An 18,632-nucleotide genomic window follows, 5' to 3' on the forward strand; every position below is an offset into this window, starting at 1 on the left:
AGACGGAACTTGAACTGGATCGTTCTATTTTCTACTTTAGTTGTTATTTTGGAGGAAGGCATTCGCGGATGGAAGCAAAAAAATCCCCGAGGGTATAGTTACCCTCGGGTGGAGGTTCAAAAAGCAGTGGATTTCTTGAGCGCCTGCGGGGCACAAAGGAAGGAACCTATGGTGTGATTGTGCGGGCTGATACGATATTTCACAAAGCCAAATGCGCAAACTGCGACAGCTTGTCGCAGGTAGGATGAAAACTGTGTCGTTACGGTATCTTGAATGGGCGGGGTAAAAAGGGTTTAACGTTTAAATCCTTATGCGTGGCGAGAAGGCTTAACGATTGTTTAGTGACCACGGGTGATTGACTTATAAGACAGAATTCAGATTGCCTAAGTGTTGCACTAGCTCTGCCATATTGTTCACTTCGAGCTTTTTCATGATTTTTGCGCGGTGTACTTCAATCGTGCGCAGGGATAAAAACATCGCCTCCGATATTTGCTTGTTAGTCATGCCTTGGATCACATGGGCTAACACTTGCTGTTCGCGCTCGGTCAGTTGGTCAAACTTATGCTGCAGACTTTGCTGCTCGAAGGCCGCTTGGCTTTCACGCTGCGCCTTTTCAATCGCTTGTACTAATGCCTTACCCGATACGGGTTTTTGAAAAAAATCGCAGGCCCCCTTACGAAAGGCGCTTAACGCCATAGGTAAATCACCGTGGCCAGTGAGAAATATCACGCCTAGCGGGCTGTGGGTTTCCAGTAATTTTTGCTGCACTTCTTGGCCGGTGATTTCCGGCATTCGACTATCTAAAATCACGCAGCCCGCCTGTGATAATGCACAGTGCTCAAGAAAGTCGCGGCCGCTGTTGAAGGTTTGCACTTGATAGCCAAATTGTCCGAGCATAAAGCCCAGTGAATCCAGAATCGCTTCATCGTCATCGACTAGATAGAGTGGCAATTTTATCGACATTGTGTTCCTTGTGGGGCGGTAAGCATGCTATCAGCTTAAGCTGGGTATGGAGTGGGCTCAATTTTAAGCCTAGGTCTTGGGAGATACATCACTAAATTAGCCGATTCCCTCTGGGCATAAACTAGAGTTTGGCGGCATTTCACAGCTTGATTTTTATCTGCGAGCTAAAGTCGTTCCATGGCAATGGCATATAAGAGTGGGTAATAGAGGCGATGACGATTGACTCTTGGTGTAAAGCGATATTAATGGGATTCTTGCTGAGTATCATTGGGCTTAATCCGTCCTATGCCAACGAAGCGACAGAAGTGAACCATTTTAGAGTCGGAGTGCTGGCAAATCATGGCGTGTTACAGGCCAAGCAGCGTTGGCAACCTATGATGGATTACCTCAGTGAGCAAGTACCTAATAGTCATTTTGAAGTCGTGCCTGTGGATTTTAATGGCATGCGTAGTCAGTTACTTGAGCATGATTTGCAGTTTATCGTCACTAACCCTGGGCAATATCTGCATCTAAGTAACAACTTCCCGCTGTCTTGGCTCGCGACAATGAAGAGCCGTAAGCATCAAGGCAGCACTTTTACCATAGGCGCGACCATTATTGTCCGCGCCGACAGCCCTATCCGCACCTTGCAGGATTTGCGCGGGCGCAATGTGGTCGCCAGTGATCCGCAGGCTTTGGGGGGGTATCAAGCGGCCATGGGGTTACTGCATAAAATGGGTTTTTTACCCGAACAGTTTTTTGGGCAAGTGCGCTTCCTCGGTTTCCCGTTAGAACCGCTTATCTATCAAGTCAGAGATGGCAGTGCCGACGCCGCAATAGCGCCTTTTTGTACCTTAGAGGAAATGATCGCAACGGGTCTTGTTAATCAGGGCGATTATCGGGTTATCCATCCTGCAACGCCTGCAGGATATGATTGCGAGGTGAGCACTCAGTTATACCCAAACTGGTCATTCGCTGCGGCGGATACGGTTTCTCCTAAGCTGACGATGGCGATTACCCGCGCCTTATTCGATTTACCCGCCGATCATATTGCAGCAATTACCGCCGATACTTTGGGCTGGACTGCGCCCGTGAGTCAGTTAAAAGTGATTGAGTTATTTAAAGAATTACAACTACAGGGAGCATCACCACCACTTTATCAAACCGTATACAAATGGATGGCAAAAAATAAAGAATGGGGGGGCGCACTGTTGTTAATTTTCATTATTTCCACCATTTATCACCTGTGGCTTGAATATAAGTTTCGCCAGAAAAGTGAGTTTTTAGTTAGCACTGAGCGTCAATTAAAGGACAAGGCACTGCAGCTTGAGCGACTGCAAAGTGCGGCGATTCTTGGGGAAATAGGTGCAGGACTTGCCCATGAACTCAATCAACCCATAGCCGCCATTACCCAATACAGCGAAGGTGCCATGCTACAACTGGAAAGGCTTGGGCAAGATAATCCTGAACTCTATGATGTACTCGGTAAAATTAATGCGCAGTCGATTCGCGCCGGAGCGGTTGTGCATCGTATTCGCGGTTTACTCAAGCGGCGTCAGGCCAAGACCGAACCTTTAGATATAGTGCCAGTGGTGAAAGAAGCTTTAGCTCTGTTGCGGCGCGAGCTAGACCGAGCGAATGTGCAAGTGAATGTGCGAGTGCAGGGTGAGCCCTTTGAACTGATGGGCGATAGCGTTGGTTTAAGCCAAATGTGGGTCAATTTAGTAAAAAATAGCTTAGATGCGTTAGAAACCTGCGGCGATAATCGTGTGCGTCAATTATGGATCGATATCTATTATCATCCAAATGAAATCAAAGTGTTAGTTATTGATAATGGAGAAGGGCTACAGGGGCAGGCGAGTGAGTTGATGGCATCTTTTGCCTCAACCAAAGATGCGGGATTAGGCCTAGGTTTAGCTATCTGTAAGGATGTGGTCACCCGCCATCACGGCAGCATTCAAATCGAAAACTGTCAGCAATCCACGCAAGCTTTACTGCCTTGGCAACAGGGCTGTGTGGTGACAGTCGTGCTTCCCAAGGAATAAATTACCATTAGGGCAGTGGATAGTTTTGGGAGAACTGGCTGAGCTTTTCTACTAAAAACTCTATGGTGCGACGGACCTTATGGCTGGGATAATCGGTTTGTAGGTATACCAATTGCAGTGGGATCGGTGGGGCTATTTTATCGGCTAGCACTAAGTGGAGTCTGCCTTCGGTCACATCTTGCGCCACATCGAGCCAACTCTTATAGGCAATTCCACGACCTGAGAGTGCCCAGTCGCGGATCACTGCGCCATCGTTACAAAAACGTTGGCCCCTGACTTCGATTTCAACGGGCGCGCCGTTATGACTTAACTTCCATTTCTGCCACGGCTCACCGCCGCGATTTAAGATCAGTACTGCGTGTTGGCTCAGTTCATTTAGCGTGCTTGGTGTGCCGTGTTGTGCCAGATAAGCGGGTGAGGCGACCAGTACCCTTGGGGTCATGGCGAGCTGACGCCTTTTAAGGTTTGAGTCGTCAAGTTGGCCATAGCGCAAAGCCAAATGGATATTTTGGTCGATTAAGTCTGTCATATGATCGCCAAAATACAGCTGCACTGTCAGTTCTGGGGCGCTGTCCATCAATTCATCGAGCCAAGCACGGATCTGGCTGCGACCAATATCCGAAGGTAACGCGAGGCGTACTTCACCCTTAAGCTCACCCCTGTGTTCGGCTAAATTGGCGCTGGCGGTTTCGAGAATCGCCAGTGCGGGTTTCGCAGAATCGAGAAAAATCCGCCCTTCTTCTGTGAGCTGTAAGCGCCGCGTCGAGCGAGCAAATAGCTGACATCCTAGCTTTTTCTCTAATCTTTGCAGCGCGGCACTTGCCGCTGCCGGCGTCATGCCTATTTCTTTACTGGCTGCCGAGAGACTCTCTAAGGCTGCGATACGCAGCGCTAATTGCAGATCGTTTAAATGATACATATCAAATTATTTTTGAAAATGATTTTAATAATAGCCTGATTATCAATATAGATTAACTAATGCACAATTGCACCACTGATGTTTCATCTTAATTTCTGGTTCGGAGTGTGTATGAGTCTATTCATGTCTTACAAATTAGCGTCACTGGCATTAAATAATCGCATCGTGATGGCCCCTATGACTCGGGCGCGTACTACGCAGCCAGGTAATATTCCTAATGATCTGATGGCGCAATATTATGCCCAGCGCGCCTCTGCGGGGTTAATCATCACAGAAGCGACACAAATCTCCGATGACAGCCAAGGTTATTCATTTACGCCGGGCGTGTATACCGCTGAGCAAATTGAGGGCTGGGAAAAAGTCACAGCGGCAGTGCATCAGGCTGGTGGTAAAATCTTCAATCAAATTTGGCATGTTGGCCGTGTATCGCACCCGATTTTTCAGCAAGGTAATGCCCCTATTGCGCCATCAGCTATTGCGCCCGTTGGCACTAAAGTATGGATTGTGGATGAAGCGCATCCTGAAGGGCAAATGGTGGATTGCCCAGAACCTAGGGCTATGGTGCAAGCCGATATCGACCGCGTTGTGGCCGATTTTGCACAGGCGGGAGTGAATGCGGTTGCGGCGGGTTTTGATGGCATCGAAATTCACGGCGGCAATGGTTATCTGATTGACCAGTTTTTACGCACCAATTCAAACCACAGAACTGATGCCTACGGCGGTTCTCAGGAAAATCGCATTCGTTTTTTACTCGAAATTGTCCAAGCAGTGAGTGCGAAAATTGGTGCCAATAAAGTTGGGGTTCGCCTCGCCCCTTACGTGACGTTTAAAGATATGGCGTGTCCTGAAATTGTAGACACTATTCTGTTAGCGGCTAAGCATTTATCGGCATTGGGCGTGGCATATTTACATCTTTCAGAGGCTGATTGGGATGATGCGCCGCAGGTGCCAGAGTCCTTTAGAGTCGAGCTGCGTAAAGTCTTTAAGGGCAGCATTATTGTTGCGGGTCGCTATGATGTGGCGCGTGCCAATGAAGTGATTGATAACGGTTATGCGGATTTAGTTGCCTTCGGTCGACCTTTTATTGCAAATCCTGATTTGCCTTACCGTTTAATGCATCAATTGCCTTTATCTGCATTCGACAAAGGGCCCTTGTTTGGCGGTAGTGCAGCGGGTTATACCGATTATCCTACACACAACGAAGCATTGAGAGCCGTCATCCGATCCGCTGACGATGAGGTGGCATAATGGATCGGGTTAACACTTTGTATGTTCAGCGCTTATCCGCTTGGCTTAGTTTAAGTCTATGGTTTTCAGGCTTTATAGGTATCGCTATTGTGGGTTTTAGCTTAGCAAGTCTGAGCATGGATGCGTTAGCCGCTCAAGGGGCAACAACACAGGATAGTGCTAAAGTGCGAGCGGCGTTAGTGCCAAAAGTGGCGGCAATGGAAACGATTTCTGATGAATCACCGCAGGCACTGGCTATCGCCCGCGCCGCTTTGTTATATGCCAGTTTTTGGAACTCGGGCGATGCAAGTTTTGCCCACGGCGCATTGGCGACTGGTTTTATCGACCGTACTCTGCCCGCTGGCCGCGCACAGGGAATCACGGGTCCACTCGAAGCCTCAAAGGCATTTAGGGCGGCGGTCCCCGATCTCTCTGTTTCAGTTGAGCATTTGCTAGTCGTTGGCGATCGTGCAGTGGTACGTCTGCGTTTTAATGGCCGCTTTACTGGTGTCTTTGGTGAGCAAAAAGGCCAAGGGCAGAAAATCGATTTTCGTGCTGTTGACATGTATCGAGTACGGGATGGTTTCATCACAGATAACTGGCACCTCGAAGATTATCAAACGCTATTTTCTCAATTAGCTGCAGGGACTCAATCATGAATCAACGTCGACGATTTTTAATGGCAGGTGGCGCCATCGCTGCTGGGTTCGGCCTAAGCCAAACGGCGCTTGCTATTGGTTTACCATCATTAGATACCTTAGAAAATGACTCCAAAAGTTCAGGTGGCAATGGTATGAACAAAATATTTTGGCCAAGTGGTGAGCAGTTAGTGATTTCAATCTCAATGCAGTTTGAAGCAGGTGCTCAAGATAAAAATGCCGAAGGGCCGTTTCCGCCGATGGAAAAGGGCTACCCAGATACCATCACCCCGACTTGGTACGATTACGGTATGAACGAAGGCATTCCAAGGCTGCTGCGCTTGTGGCGTAAGCACAATATCAAGGTGACTTCTCACATGGTTGGGCGCGCCGCCGAGCTACATCCTCAACTTGCCAAACAAGTTGCAGATGAGGGGCATGAGATTTCGGGTCACGGACAAACGTGGACGCCACAATACAGCATGTCGCCAGCAGAGGAACGCGCCTCCTATGTGGCGAGTATTGAGACGCTGCAAAGGATCACAGGTCAGCGCCCCTTAGGTTTTAATGCCTTTTGGATGCGCCACAGCACTCAAACCCTCAATATTTTGCAGGACTTAGGTTTTATTTATCATATCGATGATCTATCGCGGGACGAACCTTCAATTATCCCTGTAGGAAATAAGCCTTTTGCTGTTGTGCCTTACACTTTACGTAACAATGATATCGGACGTTTTGGTGGCAACACAGCTATGACGGCCGCGGCCTTTTTACAGGAACTAAAGGATGAGTTCGATATGCTCTATCAAGAAGGTTCGACGCAGCGACGGATGATGTCGATCAGTGTGCACGACCGTATTGGTGGCGCTCCTGGACTTGTGACCGCTTTAGATAAGTTTATTCAGTACGCTAAAGATCACACCAATGTAGGCTTTATGCGTAAAGATGCTATTGCTAAGTGGGCGCTGGCGCAAAAGGACACACCGACCAATCCTGCAAGAACATTTTAGCCTGCTGTAGCTTTGTTGGAAGAGGTTTTAATGGTTAACAAAAAGCGCGTTGTTTAACGCGCTTTTTGTTTTTGGAAACCCTTATTACTGCGAGTCGAAAGTGATTAACGCATGGCCAACATGGCCCAAGTGCGGCGACCCTGCTCCAGAATTATCCCCACGGCAAGTCCCGCAGCGGCGTTTATAGCGAGGCAAGTCACAGCGGTTGATAAAATCACAAAGATACAGAAGGGCTTACCATCGATTAAGCGTTTCGACCATGCTAATTGCAGCCCCGCAGTGGTCAGTAAACTGCCGAGGATTGCCATAGGAATAAGGCTTAATAGCCAAGCGATATTAGTACCCCAGCACAGGGCTATCATTAAGCACGTACTGCCAAAAATTAACGGCGCCAGATAAGTGCGAGCACCAAAATGGTATTGCACCGCAAGTCCGCCCGCACCGTGGCACATGGCCGAGGCACCAAAGGGCGCGAGCAATAAGTTGGCAAGACCTGAGCTAATGGCGAAGTTTTTGGGTGTGAGTTTGGCGGCATCTTCAGGGAATTTCTCCTGCGCCATTACTGATGTAGCAATCACTGCATTGGTTAAGGTGAGAGCCAGTTGTGGCAAAACCAACAAAAGGGCGGCAGAGGTCCATTCAACTGATGTCGGCCACGCTAATTGAAATGGCGCTGTCATTGCTTGAATATCAAAGTTAGTGGCTAAACTAGTTTGTGTACTTGCTTGCCAAATCATCCCCGCTGCTATGACTAAGGGCATGGCAAGGTAACGCAGCGGCAAAAATTTACTGATAAATAACAGTACAAATGCCCCCACGCCAACCAGCCAAAATTCACTCATCATCTTAGTGCCCATCCACATCAGTTGCAGACCTATGGCGAGTTGAATGCCAACACTCACAGCTTGGGATAACTGTTTGGCTAACCAAGTGATGGCGCCGCTAAAGGCGAGAATTAACAGGATAATGCCCATTAACATGGCGCTTGCCTGCAACATGCCTGGGGTTAAGCCCTGAGCGATCACCAGTGCAGCGATGACTTTCATCGGTTGTACCGGAATCGGGCGACGGTAAAACAGCGCGCTGAGAATAGCGAATAGACCAAACCCCAAAAATATCCCTTGGGGCGAAAATTGATTGAGGGCAATTAGCCCTAGTACTAAAGGTAAAAAAGTGCCTAAGTCGGCAAAAGCGCCACTGGTTTCACCGAGTAAACGGTTGAATGAAGGATTGGATACTGTTTGGGAAATTTTGCCCGAGGTCATACTGATTGCCGTAATTGAACACGCTATGACTACGCAAAATAAATGCCATAAAAATCAGATGATTTGGGGGGTAAACAGAGTCAAACTACCGTATTGAGTCACTCAATGAGACAAACTGGGGCAAGGCCGAAGAATGGCTGAGTCTAATTGTCTTTTTGGGTGAGAGTAACAAGATAATAAAAAAAGAGATCTTAGTAAAAACTAAGATCTCAAAGGGTATTACCGGGAACTCGATTTGGTTCATCAGTTGTGTTCACTTCTATGCCTTACTAAAAGTAAGATATCTGTGATGCTCAAATCAGTGAACGATTCAATCAAGGCTGTTTGTGTTTTGGCCCTTGTTTATTTTTCATCGGGTCACCTTGATAACCTAGGGCTTGCCAATCGAGTCTTGTGCCTTTGTTATGGCAGTCGTTACAATTTAATGCTTGCTCCTTGGGTGACACCATATGGTTTATCCGCCACCACATTTCAGTGGCTGCAAAGTCATATTCACCACTGTATTTGATACCTTTCTCAAGCATAGTCGTGTTCGCTTCCATTCCTAGTTTTGCCGCTAAGTTCCAATCAAACTCGCTCCAGAATCCCCCTTTGCCATAGGTTTTCGGTGTGATAAAAATATTGAGTTTTTTATCGTAAATCTGTTTACCCGTGTGCACTTTGAAAGGATAGATTTTTGCTTTGGCATCATTTATATCGCCAATGGGATAGGTCAATTTAGTGACTGTACTCGGATCCATTTTATCACCTGCCATATAAGCATTGGCTGTGCCGTTGTACCAAGCGTATTGGGGTTTGACCATTTTTTCCCAAACAAAATCTCCTTTTTTCTTTTGGTAGGTATGCTTACCGTATTGGTCGAGTGTTTCTTTTTTATCATCTCCAGCCGTTGACCAGTCCCAGCGCATTTTTGTCGGTTCGTTTTTAGCAAAATACGGAATATGACAGGTTTGACAGGCAACTGCCGCTGTATGAGTATTGAGTTTTTTGTTCGCGTGTGGCGCTGATTCGTGGCAGTTTTCACAGCCAATATGGTCGACACCACCGGGTGAAACCCCCATAGCATTACCTGAGATCATGTGTTTCTCAGTGGTGTGGCAGTTCTGACATTGAAAGTCATTACCGTCGCTATCCATATGCACATCCGTCGCTTTGTCTGGATAAGACATGGATGAGTCTAAGTCCCCATGTTTTACCGCGTCACCACCGCCACCATAGAAGTGGCAACTACCGCAGTTATCCCGTACAGGTTCGCCAACATTTTGAGCTATTTTAGTCAGATCGAGTTTTGCCATAGGTTCACCTGCGCCAGCGGGATCTTTAACATAAGTTCCTGTGGTGTCGTGACAAACTAGGCAGTCGACTTTGGTTTTATCTTTAAAGTCAAAGTTACTGTCTTTCCAACCATAACCCGCGTGACAACTGGTACAGCGGGGTTCATTGCTGGAAATGGCAACGCAGAAGTTATTAATGCTGTTTTTCTTACCTCTTACGACTGTCCTATCGGGAAGTTTTTGTTCTAACTCCCAAGTCCAGTGGGAGGTTTTCATCACGTCAGTCGCTTGATTTTCATGGCAGACTAAACATTGTGTGGTCACCTGTGAGCCTGTGGTAAACGGGCCTTTAAGTGCCTCTTTATGGGGATTAGCGGCGTAGGCATTTAATGTCATGCCCGCTAAGGCAATGAGGATGAGCTTATTCATTTTGTACTCCCGCCCTCGATGTAACCGAGGGCTGATAGTTGTTATCAATGACGGATTAGAAGTTGATGGTGAGTGAGGCGTTGACATCAAACGCGGTATCAACCACTGGCAACATGGAATAAGCAGAGCCAGCTAGCACATCGTCGATTTTTTGTGGAGCACCCACAGGTGTACCGCTGCCTGTGTACTCGTAGTCGTAATAGAGGCCAGCAAGTTTGATAAACATTTTGGGGTTAATATCAAAGATGTAATAGGCTTCTGCTACATGTCCTCGGGTAGCTAACTTACTACCAATAGGGTCATCCTGTGCCTGGGTAAAAGGCGTCCAATATTCGGAGCCATAGTTATATTCCAGACCCAATTTGCCGTAGGGAGCAGGAATTTGTACGCCGACATAAATACCATAACCGTCTTTGGCTTCGGTATCGTCACTGGTTTTTGGCACCATAATAATCTCAGTACCAGTGCTGTTTAGCTCGGCTTCAAATATGGCATCGGATAACATGCCGCCAAACATGCCTGCGTTACCGTTAGGCTCGGCGCGTGTCCAGCCGAATGAGGCAAACCATTTGATATCGTTTGCTTCTTCGCGCGCAAAACCAATTCCTCCTAGATACATGTCGCCGATAACCCCGCTGGGTTGTACTCGGGTAACAAAGTTAAAGTTGTCGAACTTTTGCATATCTTGATACATGGTGGGTGCGAAAATGCCCGCAAGCTGGGTAGGGAAGGCCATGGTGCCTTTAAAGCCGTCATTAACATCTTTGGCGCCAAACAGGGTGAACTGGAGGAAGTTGGTGCCATCGTTGATCGCATCGATATTAAAGCCACCAAGGTGAGTATCTTTGGTGACGATATCACCAAACATTTCGCCATTTCCCCATTGTGATTCAAAGCCTTGGCCGTAACAGAAACGGACGATTTGGCCTTCGATACCTGTGATTTCACCTAGGTTGTAGCCTAAGGTGGCGCCATCGAAGTTGAAGTTGACTAAATGTCCTGAAGGTGTGCCGCCACGCATTTCATTCTCGCGGTAGTGACTGGGTGGACCATAGGTGGAAGGGCGACGACCTATAGAGAGATAAAACTCTGATCCATTAATGTTTTTCCAATCGAAATAGGCGCGTTCGACCCGCAGCCAGTCACCACTGGTATTGCCGCTACTGGTACCATCCATAGTGAAAGACCGCCAAGAATCAAATACTTGAACTCCGGTAGAATCACCCCAGTTTTTATACATACTGAGGCGGCCAGCAAAGCTGACGTTATCCCATACCTTAGCTTTCAGATTTAACCGCAGGCGAGTGGTGTAAAAAATATCGTTATCTATGTCCTGTACACTTTTGGGCGCGAGCACATAGGGCATCACGCCCTGTAACATGCCATTTTGGAAGGCTGCAGCAAGGTCTGGATTAGCTTGCATCATTTTCCCTAGTGGGGAGTTGAGATCGTTGGGCATACCGAAAGCGCCGGACATGGCTTTGGCACCAAAGTCGTTGAAATTGACTTTGATGGCAGGATTCCAGACAACATCGCGGTAATGTAGTGAATGAGCTTTAGTGCGGAAATCACCTGTAATTTCAAGGCGGTCTAACGATGTGTGCCGCTCGGTTTTGTCGACGCGATTATTGAGATCATCCAATTGCTCGGTAATATCGGCAAGATTCTGTTTTAACTCGGTAATTTTTTTATTTTCCTGTTGTACATCATTAGGTGTAGCAAAAGATTGGCCTGACATAAACAAGGCATTGGCAACGAGGATTGAGATAAGAGTACGCATAAGGTTTCTCCCAGAGTTGTTCTGTTGGCATGATTGCGCTAAGTGCATTTCGCCAAATTTACCCAATAGGAGTCCCTGAGGTGTGTTCCCCATTTTTCTCGAATTGGGTTTTTAATTTTTAATTCAATGTGTTAGTGAGCAGTTGCAGGGGAGCTCTCTACCATTGTCTTAGGCCATAACGTTGGCAGAGATCAACCGCAGGTTTGGGGTTGGTCCGAGTCGGCGGCGTGGTCATACAAAAATTGCTGTATATCCTTGAGGTCTTGCTCCGAGAGGCCATTGAATACCTCTGGTTTGAATTTGTGCTTATCTTTATCAAAGAAGCGATCCCACTGGCTCATCGTTTTGGCCATTGGCGTGAGTTCACCACCTTCACCGCCTTGGCTATGGCAGGCTTTGCATTCTTTTTTGTACAAATGTTTACCTTTCTTTGGATTACCTCCCTCTGCGGCATACGCATTAATACTCAAGCTGCCGATCACTGCCATGGCAATTGCTATCTTAGTTGACGTTTTCATCATCTCATTCCTTACTTTTTGTGATCATTTACATTTATTTGTTGGTTAAGTGTTTTTATTGATTCCACTTTGTAAATTAATTTATCAAATCCTACGGTGTGTAAATTTGAGGTATATCACTTTCATTAAAAAAATCTAATTGATAAAAAGTTTATTGATAAAAATCTAATTGATGATGTTGTAGAGTGGTATGATTATTTTTTTCTGATTTAAAAACAATGAACTAGTCTACGTGCTAAATTAGCTCTGATAACTTTGAGTTTCGAGTTTTGCGCCTAAAGCACAAAAAATGGACTGTGATTAAGCTAACACTTTGTAAAATATGCACTCACTAAAGTAGTGATGTTGAAACTTAGCAGCTGTTTGGCAGGCTTTATTGGGAAGTAAATAATGCCAGAGTTGACTCTGGCATTATTGATTTTGGGGATAGGTTTGGTTGTCTTTCGAAGCAAGATAACTTAGATAAAAGTAGACTCAGAACGGATTAAGGTTGCTGGCGCGTTGGTGCTAGAACGATTTCGCGTACGCACACATTTTGCGGTTGTTGCCACGCAAACAGCGCAGCAGCGGCGACATTTTCAGGGGCGATAACGCCGCCCATTTCTTCTTTCCAGTCATGGTAACCCGCTTTAATGTCATCGCTGGTGGTATGGCTCAACAACTCGGTTTCTACTGCGCCAGGGGCGATAGTGATAAGGCGTACGTCATCCATGGCGACTTCTTCACGAATGTTTTCTGTTAAGGCGTGCACGGCAAATTTAGTAGCGCAGTAAGCGGCGTGGTTTGGAAAGGTTTTACGCCCCGCCACTGAGCTGACATTAATGATAGTGCCAGTTTTGCGAGCTTTCATGTCGGCTAATACCGCATGAATACCATTAAGCACGCCCATCACATTGATATTGAGCATGCGGCTCCATTCATTGGGATCTTGCACATCGATTTGGCCTAGTAGCATGATTCCCGCGTTATTGATAAGACAGCCGACCGGGCCAAATTGTGCTTCTGCTTGGGTTATGGCTGTTTTAATAGCTGCACCGTCGGTGACATCGACGCTGATAGAAAGGCTGTTTGGTAATTCAAGCGCTTGCATTGCTTCAACCCGGCGTGCCAGTAATAGCAGCGGATGGCCTGCAGCGCTAAAGCTTTTGGCCATAGCGGCGCCAATACCCGATGAAGCGCCCGTGATGACAACCAGTGATTTAGTAACTTGATTCATTAGTATTTCCTATTAATTGGAGCCAATGTAAGCCGTAAACAAACTGTTGTTCGGCGTCTTGAACTTGTTAACCAGTATAGACTGGGGATTTTCAGTCGAAAAATACTTATTCCAGCTGGATATGATAGGCTCAGCCTATGGCACTATTGTTGAAACTTTGTGCTGAACTCGTCGGTTGTCGGAGAAGATTAAATGGTCGATTTGCGTTTGCTGCGTTTCTTTATCGCAATTTTTGAAGAGAACAATATTACCTCGGCGGCTAACCGTTGCTTTGTGAGCCAGCCTTCACTGTCTGCTGGGTTAAAGCAACTCGAAGAAGAGCTTGGTGGTCAGTTATTTGAGCGCAGCAAAAAAGGCGTTAAACCTTTGGACAGCGCGCACTATCTATACCCTTTGGCGGTTAAATTAGTCGAGGAGGCGAGTAAGTTACCAGGCTTGTTTATGGCGAAGGCAAGCCGGCAAAAGCTACGTTTGGCTGTGATGCCAGACTTAAGCCAGCGGCGTTTGGCAGGATTTTTACAACAGGTGAATCAAGCCATTGATAAGCTAGATCTGGAGCTGGTGGACTATCAAAGCCCTGCAGATTGCCGTTTAAGCATCGACAGCTTGCGCCATGAAGATGAAGTATTTTTTCCGCTGTGGGAGGAGGATTATGTGCTCTGCGTCCCCAAGGATCATACCCTCGCCCAAGTAGATAGCCTACGTCCCGAGCAGCTCAATGGCTTTGACTTTATTGAGTGCCCACCCTGTGAAGCCCATCAGCAAACGATAGGTTTATTGGCGTGCAGCAATATGTCGCTTAATTTGGTCGCTAAGGCTGAGTCAAAATCTCTAGTGATGTCGCTAGTGTTAGCCGGATTTGGCGTGAGTTTTTTACCCGATGGTTTGATTGAAGATGAGCCTAGGCTCAAGCAAGTGAAATTTGATGGTCCGAGAATGTTCCGTCGTATTGGTTTGTGTTATCCCTCCCATCAGGCAGTTGCGCCAACACTGGCGACCTTGTTACGGCATTTAGCCGCTCGATCGAATTAATTCCAAGTTAGTTTTGGGTTATCAGCATTCAGATTAGTGAGTTGCTAAGGGCGATTCAGTGAGATTAAGTGGAGGCTCGACGCCGTAGGATTTAAATAGTTGAGTAATTTCACCTGAGGTGCGCATGTCGTCGACTATCTGGTGAACTTGCTTAGCATATTGATGCTGCGGCGACATGAGCGGAATACTGAAATAGCGGCCATTTTTGCTGATATCTACGTATGCCATCTGTTTGAGTTGGGGATCTTTGGCAAAAAATTGCATCTCATGCTGTTCGGAGGTGATGGCTAAATCGATACGCTCAGCCTTCAACATATTGATTAACTGACCGTTATCATTAACAAAAGACACTTTTAGTTGGTTTTGATTGTCATTGAACTGCGGACAGTAAAAAGCGCCTCTAAGTGCGCCAATGATATGAGGTTTTAGTTCATCGAAATGTTTGACTTCAAGTTGTCTATTCGCAAGGGCAAAGTAATAGACGTAGCGCTTGTCGTATCCCAGTAGCATAGGGTCTAGAAAATCGTTGCGCTCTGGCGTCATCGAATGGACAGGGATTAGGTCGACTTGTCCCATTTCTGCCACTTTAATTGTGCGTGCCCAAGGCACATTACTCCAATTTATCTTATGACCTAGGCGGGCGATGACTTCATTGATGACAGCTGCACCTGGGCCTTTGCACTCACCATTTTCGACATAAATAACAGGATGCCTATCGCGGCAGTGTGCTTGCCAGACAACAGCAGAGGTTTCTGCCCTTGCTTGGGGCAGAAATAAGCATGAAATGACAATGATCAGTTTCAGCATCATTCATCTTGCCTATTAAAATGCTCAGTTTTAATTATCGGGCTGGACAGTTAATTCGACTAGGTTTTATTTTTGAGTCGTTTAGCTGCGCAGGTTTGGTCAATAATTGATTGTAGTGCTTATACATCCACTGTGCTTTTTAAGTAATTATAAATTCACTCTATTTTGTAACCAAACGGTTTGGCCTGTTAAATCTGACCAAACCTTTTCTGGGGCTCATTCGCTGCTAGGAAACTTACCTATCCGACTCAAGATAGGGCGTTAATTGGGTTTCAATAGCCTCAATTTGAGTTTCGGCGTAGGCAAGTTCGGATTCGGTTAAACATGATTTTGCGGTGTTTTGATGGAGTCGTTGAGCGCTATTCATCCCGTATTTACCAAAATGACGTAGCAATAAACTAGACCAAATAAACATTTGTATAGGTTTATTTAATTGTTCTGCGCCGTAAATATTGACCAGCTCCCGCATAGCAATTTCATGACCTAGCTCTGCCGATTTGACGTACCAAGCTTCTGCCGCTTGTAGAGCCTCTTGAGTGGGTTTTTCACCACTTAAAAATGATTCAGCCTTATAGAAATAAAAATATTGTTGTTGCTCAGCGGGGATTGGATGCTGATGCAAGAAACTGTCACGTAGACGCTCAGCCTCTTTTATCTCTAAGGTACCTAGTTGCTGACTGAATCTGGCTAATTCTTTTAGATGATCGGCTCTATTGCTCATGGCCGCGAGCTGGTAATACATTAACGCTTTAATCGGTTGGCGACTCACGCCTAAACCTTGCTCATAAATCTTGCCTAAGCCTAGCAGTGCGTCTTCATTCCACTTAAGTGCGAATTCTTCAAAGTCAATTTTAGCCTGTTGGTAATCACTTTCATTTTGTGGCGCTTTCAGTAAAAGATGAGCAAATTCAATCTTAGCGAAGTCATTACCTCTAGCGACAGATTGGCTTAACCAATGGCGCGCCTTGTCATAGTCGACAGCAAAATCTTCACCGTAGAGGAAACGTTTACCAAGATAATACTGGCGGAAATCATCGTCTGCGGCGCGCTCGCTAAGTAATGCCTCTGCACGCGCTAAATCTTTAGGTCCACCTTGGCCAGCAGCAAGCATATGTCCTAGATCATCTTTTGCTAATTCATCACCAGCGGCGGCGGATTTCTCAAAGTATTCAAGTGCTTTGATATAGTCCGAAGTGACGCGCTCATCATGCCAGTAGAGTGTGGCTAAATGGTAATAGGCTCTTTGGTTTTCTTGTGCGGCGGCTTTTTCGAACCAGTAAATTGCTTGGCTAGCATCGGGATCGAGAAAGGGCTGGCTTAGATACAAGTAAGCAAGCTCATATTGAAACTCGGCTTGCCCCGCTTCGGCATTAGGTTTGAGCTGTTCTGCCTGTGCGATTAACTCATCGAGTGTTTGCGACTCAGAAGAGAGCAAATTAGGTAGGGTGAGCATGGGTAAATATTGAGGCTCTATTTCGGCGGCTTTTTTATACCAATCGTTAGATGCCTTGGGATCGGCGGGAACTTGTGGGAATCGACCGGAATAAAGTTCGGCCATAGCAATGGCGGCAACGGCTAAGCCTTTATCGACTGCCTGCTGAATATAATCTAGGCCAGAGTTGACTTCGCCTTGATTAATCAGTGTTAAGCCATGATTGAGTAGCGCAGTAGGATCACCTGCGGCAAGTGCTTTAGCTTGCACTTGTTTTTTTTGATATTTAGCGAAAAAAATAAACAGTACAATAAAAGCAATAATTATGAGTATCAACAACATAGTAGTCCATCACTATCGATATTTGGGAGTATAGTAAACGTAAATTTTTACAAGAATGCAAGTTTACAATTTGGGCTAGGCTGATCGACTAAGCCGATCAATCCCATGGGCATTAGCGTTATTTATCTTGCAGATGGATCTCTCTAATAGGGCAGGCAATCTCGATTCCCGCCTGCTTAAGGGTGTTATAAAGAGCGAGGTTCACCTTATATTTATGCTGAAAATAGCTTTGTGTGGGCACCCAGTAACGAACCCCCATTTCAATTCCATTAGCATTAAAACCATTGATGCCAATATTAGGTGTGGTCTCTTGATAAACATAGGGATTATTGCTCAATAACTCAGTAATCACACTAATGGCTCGTTCGGGATCTGTGTTGTAACTGAGATTGAACTGGGTTTCGACTAGCTTATTGCTGAAGGAGTTGTGCAGAATTTCGCCGACGATATGCTTATTAGGAATGCTGATTTGCTCACCTTCCTCATTGGTCAGTATGGTCATGCCTAAGTGGATACGTTTAACAACGCCGCTTTCCCCTTTAATTTCAATAGTATTGCCTACTACAAAAGGGCGGGTGACTATAATAGTCACGCCTGCGGCATAGTTCGCTAGCATACCTTGTAAGGCTAAACCTGCGCCGAGGGAGGCGGCACCAATTGCCGCAACCATAGGGGTAATACTGATGCCGATTTTGCCGAGGGCGATAATCCCGACCATGACGATGATCAGAATGCGGATAAGATTGCTGACAAAATTGCTTAGGGTGATATCGATATTGTGTTTGTCGAATTGCTTAGCGACTAAGCGTGACACTTTACTGGCTACCCATAAACCTAACAAAAAGATCAGTAAAGCACCTACGAGTTGAAAGCTGTAGGTGACTAAAAACTCGGTGATGAGTTGATAAACGCCTTGTAGTTGCTGCAATTCTTGATCGAGTCCAGGTGTTATCATTATGATATCCTTGTAATAAAGTTAACTGTGCGATTCTAGCGTAGAAATTTCACCAAATACTTTTCGCCCTTCATGTGTGAAGCGTATCATGTAATCGTGGTTGGTTTAATGAGTCGATAGGGGGAGTCAGGTATGCTGTTCGCCTATCCAATAATGGAGTCGAGTGTTTATGAAAACGCTGTTGTTATGTTTGTCTTGTCTGTTAACCCCAATCTGGGCGTATGCTGCGAGTTATGTTGCCGGAGATGCGATTAATCCCATTTCACTTCTCGACCAAAATGATAAAACCATTAATGTGACTGATGAGACTCAAGTGCTGCTCTTTAGTCGCAGCATGAAAGGCGGTGATGTGATTAAGGATGCGCTTACCCCCTTGAGCGCGACTCAAATGCCAGCGGGTTTAGTTTATGTTGCCGATATCAGTGGTATGCCTTCTTTGATCGCTAAATTTGTGGCTGTGCCACAGATGCAAGATTTACCTTTTGCGATTGGGTTAGATAGGGATGGTGAGATCAGTCGTTTATTACCTGATAACAAAGATATGGCCACTATGATATTGCTCAAGCAGCGTAACATTTTGGACATTGCCTATTTTGATTCCAGTGAAGCCTTGAACCAAGCCCTCGCAAAACTCAATCAGCCGCAGTAACGACTCGATTTAACGGACGTATTTTAAGGCATCCATTAGTCTAATGCCGTTCACTTAAGAGTGAACGGCATTTTTCTTGGTCTAACCGGGAACTTGTTTTTGCTCATTTTAAGAACTCGTGGATATGCCCTTTCCCGTTTACCATCCAGCTT

Annotated in this window: 16 protein-coding genes; 6 read left to right on the top strand and 10 right to left on the bottom strand. The window is 46.1% G+C overall.

Going from position 1 to position 18,632, the window contains the following annotated elements; all coding sequences use genetic code 11:
• Positions 1-360 precede the first annotated feature (360 nt).
• On the bottom strand, positions 361-963 hold the full coding sequence (locus KO533_RS20150) for a response regulator (protein WP_105251242.1): 603 nt from the start codon (positions 961-963) through the stop codon (positions 361-363).
• A 212-nt stretch (positions 964-1,175) separates the two neighbouring features.
• On the opposite strand from KO533_RS20150, the gene KO533_RS20155 reads away from it, so the two are divergent.
• A complete protein-coding gene (locus KO533_RS20155; RefSeq protein ID WP_219255852.1) occupies positions 1,176-2,987 on the top strand; it encodes a PhnD/SsuA/transferrin family substrate-binding protein in 1,812 nt (603 codons plus the stop codon).
• Between the two features lie 7 nt (positions 2,988-2,994).
• On the opposite strand, the gene KO533_RS20160 is transcribed toward KO533_RS20155, so the two are convergent.
• Positions 2,995-3,906, bottom strand: a complete 912-nt coding sequence (locus tag KO533_RS20160) for a LysR family transcriptional regulator (protein WP_219234490.1) — start codon at positions 3,904-3,906, stop codon at positions 2,995-2,997.
• Between the two features lie 111 nt (positions 3,907-4,017).
• Between KO533_RS20160 and KO533_RS20165 the strand changes: the two genes are divergently transcribed.
• Genes KO533_RS20165 through KO533_RS20175 form a run of 3 tightly spaced genes read left to right on the top strand, consistent with a single transcriptional unit; the run spans position 4,018 to position 6,781 of the window.
• Positions 4,018-5,154, top strand: a complete 1,137-nt coding sequence (locus KO533_RS20165) for an alkene reductase (protein WP_219255854.1) — start codon at positions 4,018-4,020, stop codon at positions 5,152-5,154.
• Complete coding sequence (locus KO533_RS20170; RefSeq protein WP_219255856.1) at positions 5,154-5,792, top strand: ester cyclase; 639 nt, start codon at positions 5,154-5,156, stop codon at positions 5,790-5,792. Before KO533_RS20165 ends, KO533_RS20170 begins: the two co-directional genes overlap by 1 nt.
• Positions 5,789-6,781, top strand: a complete 993-nt coding sequence (locus KO533_RS20175) for a polysaccharide deacetylase family protein (RefSeq protein ID WP_198573045.1) — start codon at positions 5,789-5,791, stop codon at positions 6,779-6,781. Before KO533_RS20170 ends, KO533_RS20175 begins: the two co-directional genes overlap by 4 nt.
• A 104-nt stretch (positions 6,782-6,885) precedes the next feature.
• On the opposite strand, the gene KO533_RS20180 is transcribed toward KO533_RS20175, so the two are convergent.
• The 5 genes from KO533_RS20180 to KO533_RS20200 all read right to left on the bottom strand — a co-directional run bounded on the left by KO533_RS20180 (position 6,886) and on the right by KO533_RS20200 (position 13,263).
• Entirely contained in the window at positions 6,886-8,046 is a 1,161-nt protein-coding gene (locus KO533_RS20180; RefSeq protein ID WP_106649267.1) for a putative sulfate/molybdate transporter, read from the bottom strand.
• Positions 8,047-8,360: 314 nt separating this feature from the next.
• Entirely contained in the window at positions 8,361-9,749 is a 1,389-nt protein-coding gene (locus tag KO533_RS20185) for a tetrathionate reductase family octaheme c-type cytochrome (RefSeq protein ID WP_219255858.1), read from the bottom strand.
• A gap of 55 nt (positions 9,750-9,804) precedes the next feature.
• Positions 9,805-11,529, bottom strand: coding sequence for a DUF3373 domain-containing protein (locus KO533_RS20190; RefSeq protein ID WP_219255859.1), 1,725 nt, complete (start codon positions 11,527-11,529; stop codon positions 9,805-9,807).
• Between the two features lie 191 nt (positions 11,530-11,720).
• Entirely contained in the window at positions 11,721-12,050 is a 330-nt protein-coding gene (locus KO533_RS20195; protein ID WP_105251249.1) for a cytochrome c, read from the bottom strand.
• 481 nt (positions 12,051-12,531) lie between these two features.
• Positions 12,532-13,263 (bottom strand): SDR family oxidoreductase, encoded by a 732-nt coding sequence (locus KO533_RS20200; protein WP_105251250.1) that lies wholly within the window; start codon positions 13,261-13,263, stop codon positions 12,532-12,534.
• A 192-nt stretch (positions 13,264-13,455) separates the two neighbouring features.
• Between KO533_RS20200 and KO533_RS20205 the strand changes: the two genes are divergently transcribed.
• Positions 13,456-14,295 carry a LysR family transcriptional regulator gene (locus KO533_RS20205; protein WP_212600507.1) on the top strand — a complete coding sequence of 280 codons (840 nt, stop codon included), beginning with the start codon at positions 13,456-13,458 and terminating at the stop codon, positions 14,293-14,295.
• Positions 14,296-14,328: 33 nt separating this feature from the next.
• Here the strand turns inward: KO533_RS20205 and KO533_RS20210 are convergent, their stop codons facing one another.
• From KO533_RS20210 to KO533_RS20220, 3 genes are all read right to left on the bottom strand, one after another.
• On the bottom strand, positions 14,329-15,105 hold the full coding sequence (locus KO533_RS20210; protein ID WP_219255861.1) for a transporter substrate-binding domain-containing protein: 777 nt from the start codon (positions 15,103-15,105) through the stop codon (positions 14,329-14,331).
• Between the two features lie 232 nt (positions 15,106-15,337).
• Entirely contained in the window at positions 15,338-16,876 is a 1,539-nt protein-coding gene (locus tag KO533_RS20215; protein WP_219255863.1) for a tetratricopeptide repeat protein, read from the bottom strand.
• A 118-nt stretch (positions 16,877-16,994) separates the two neighbouring features.
• Positions 16,995-17,831 (bottom strand): mechanosensitive ion channel family protein, encoded by an 837-nt coding sequence (locus KO533_RS20220; RefSeq protein ID WP_105251254.1) that lies wholly within the window; start codon positions 17,829-17,831, stop codon positions 16,995-16,997.
• Positions 17,832-18,000: 169 nt separating this feature from the next.
• Here KO533_RS20220 and KO533_RS20225 point away from each other — a divergent pair, with 169 nt between their 5' ends.
• Entirely contained in the window at positions 18,001-18,480 is a 480-nt protein-coding gene (locus KO533_RS20225; RefSeq protein WP_219250687.1) for a hypothetical protein, read from the top strand.
• Positions 18,481-18,632 lie beyond the last annotated feature (152 nt).

Origin of the sequence: Shewanella sp. NKUCC05_KAH (genome assembly GCF_019345585.1) — a bacterium.
Lineage (GTDB): Bacteria > Pseudomonadota > Gammaproteobacteria > Enterobacterales > Shewanellaceae > Shewanella > Shewanella oncorhynchi.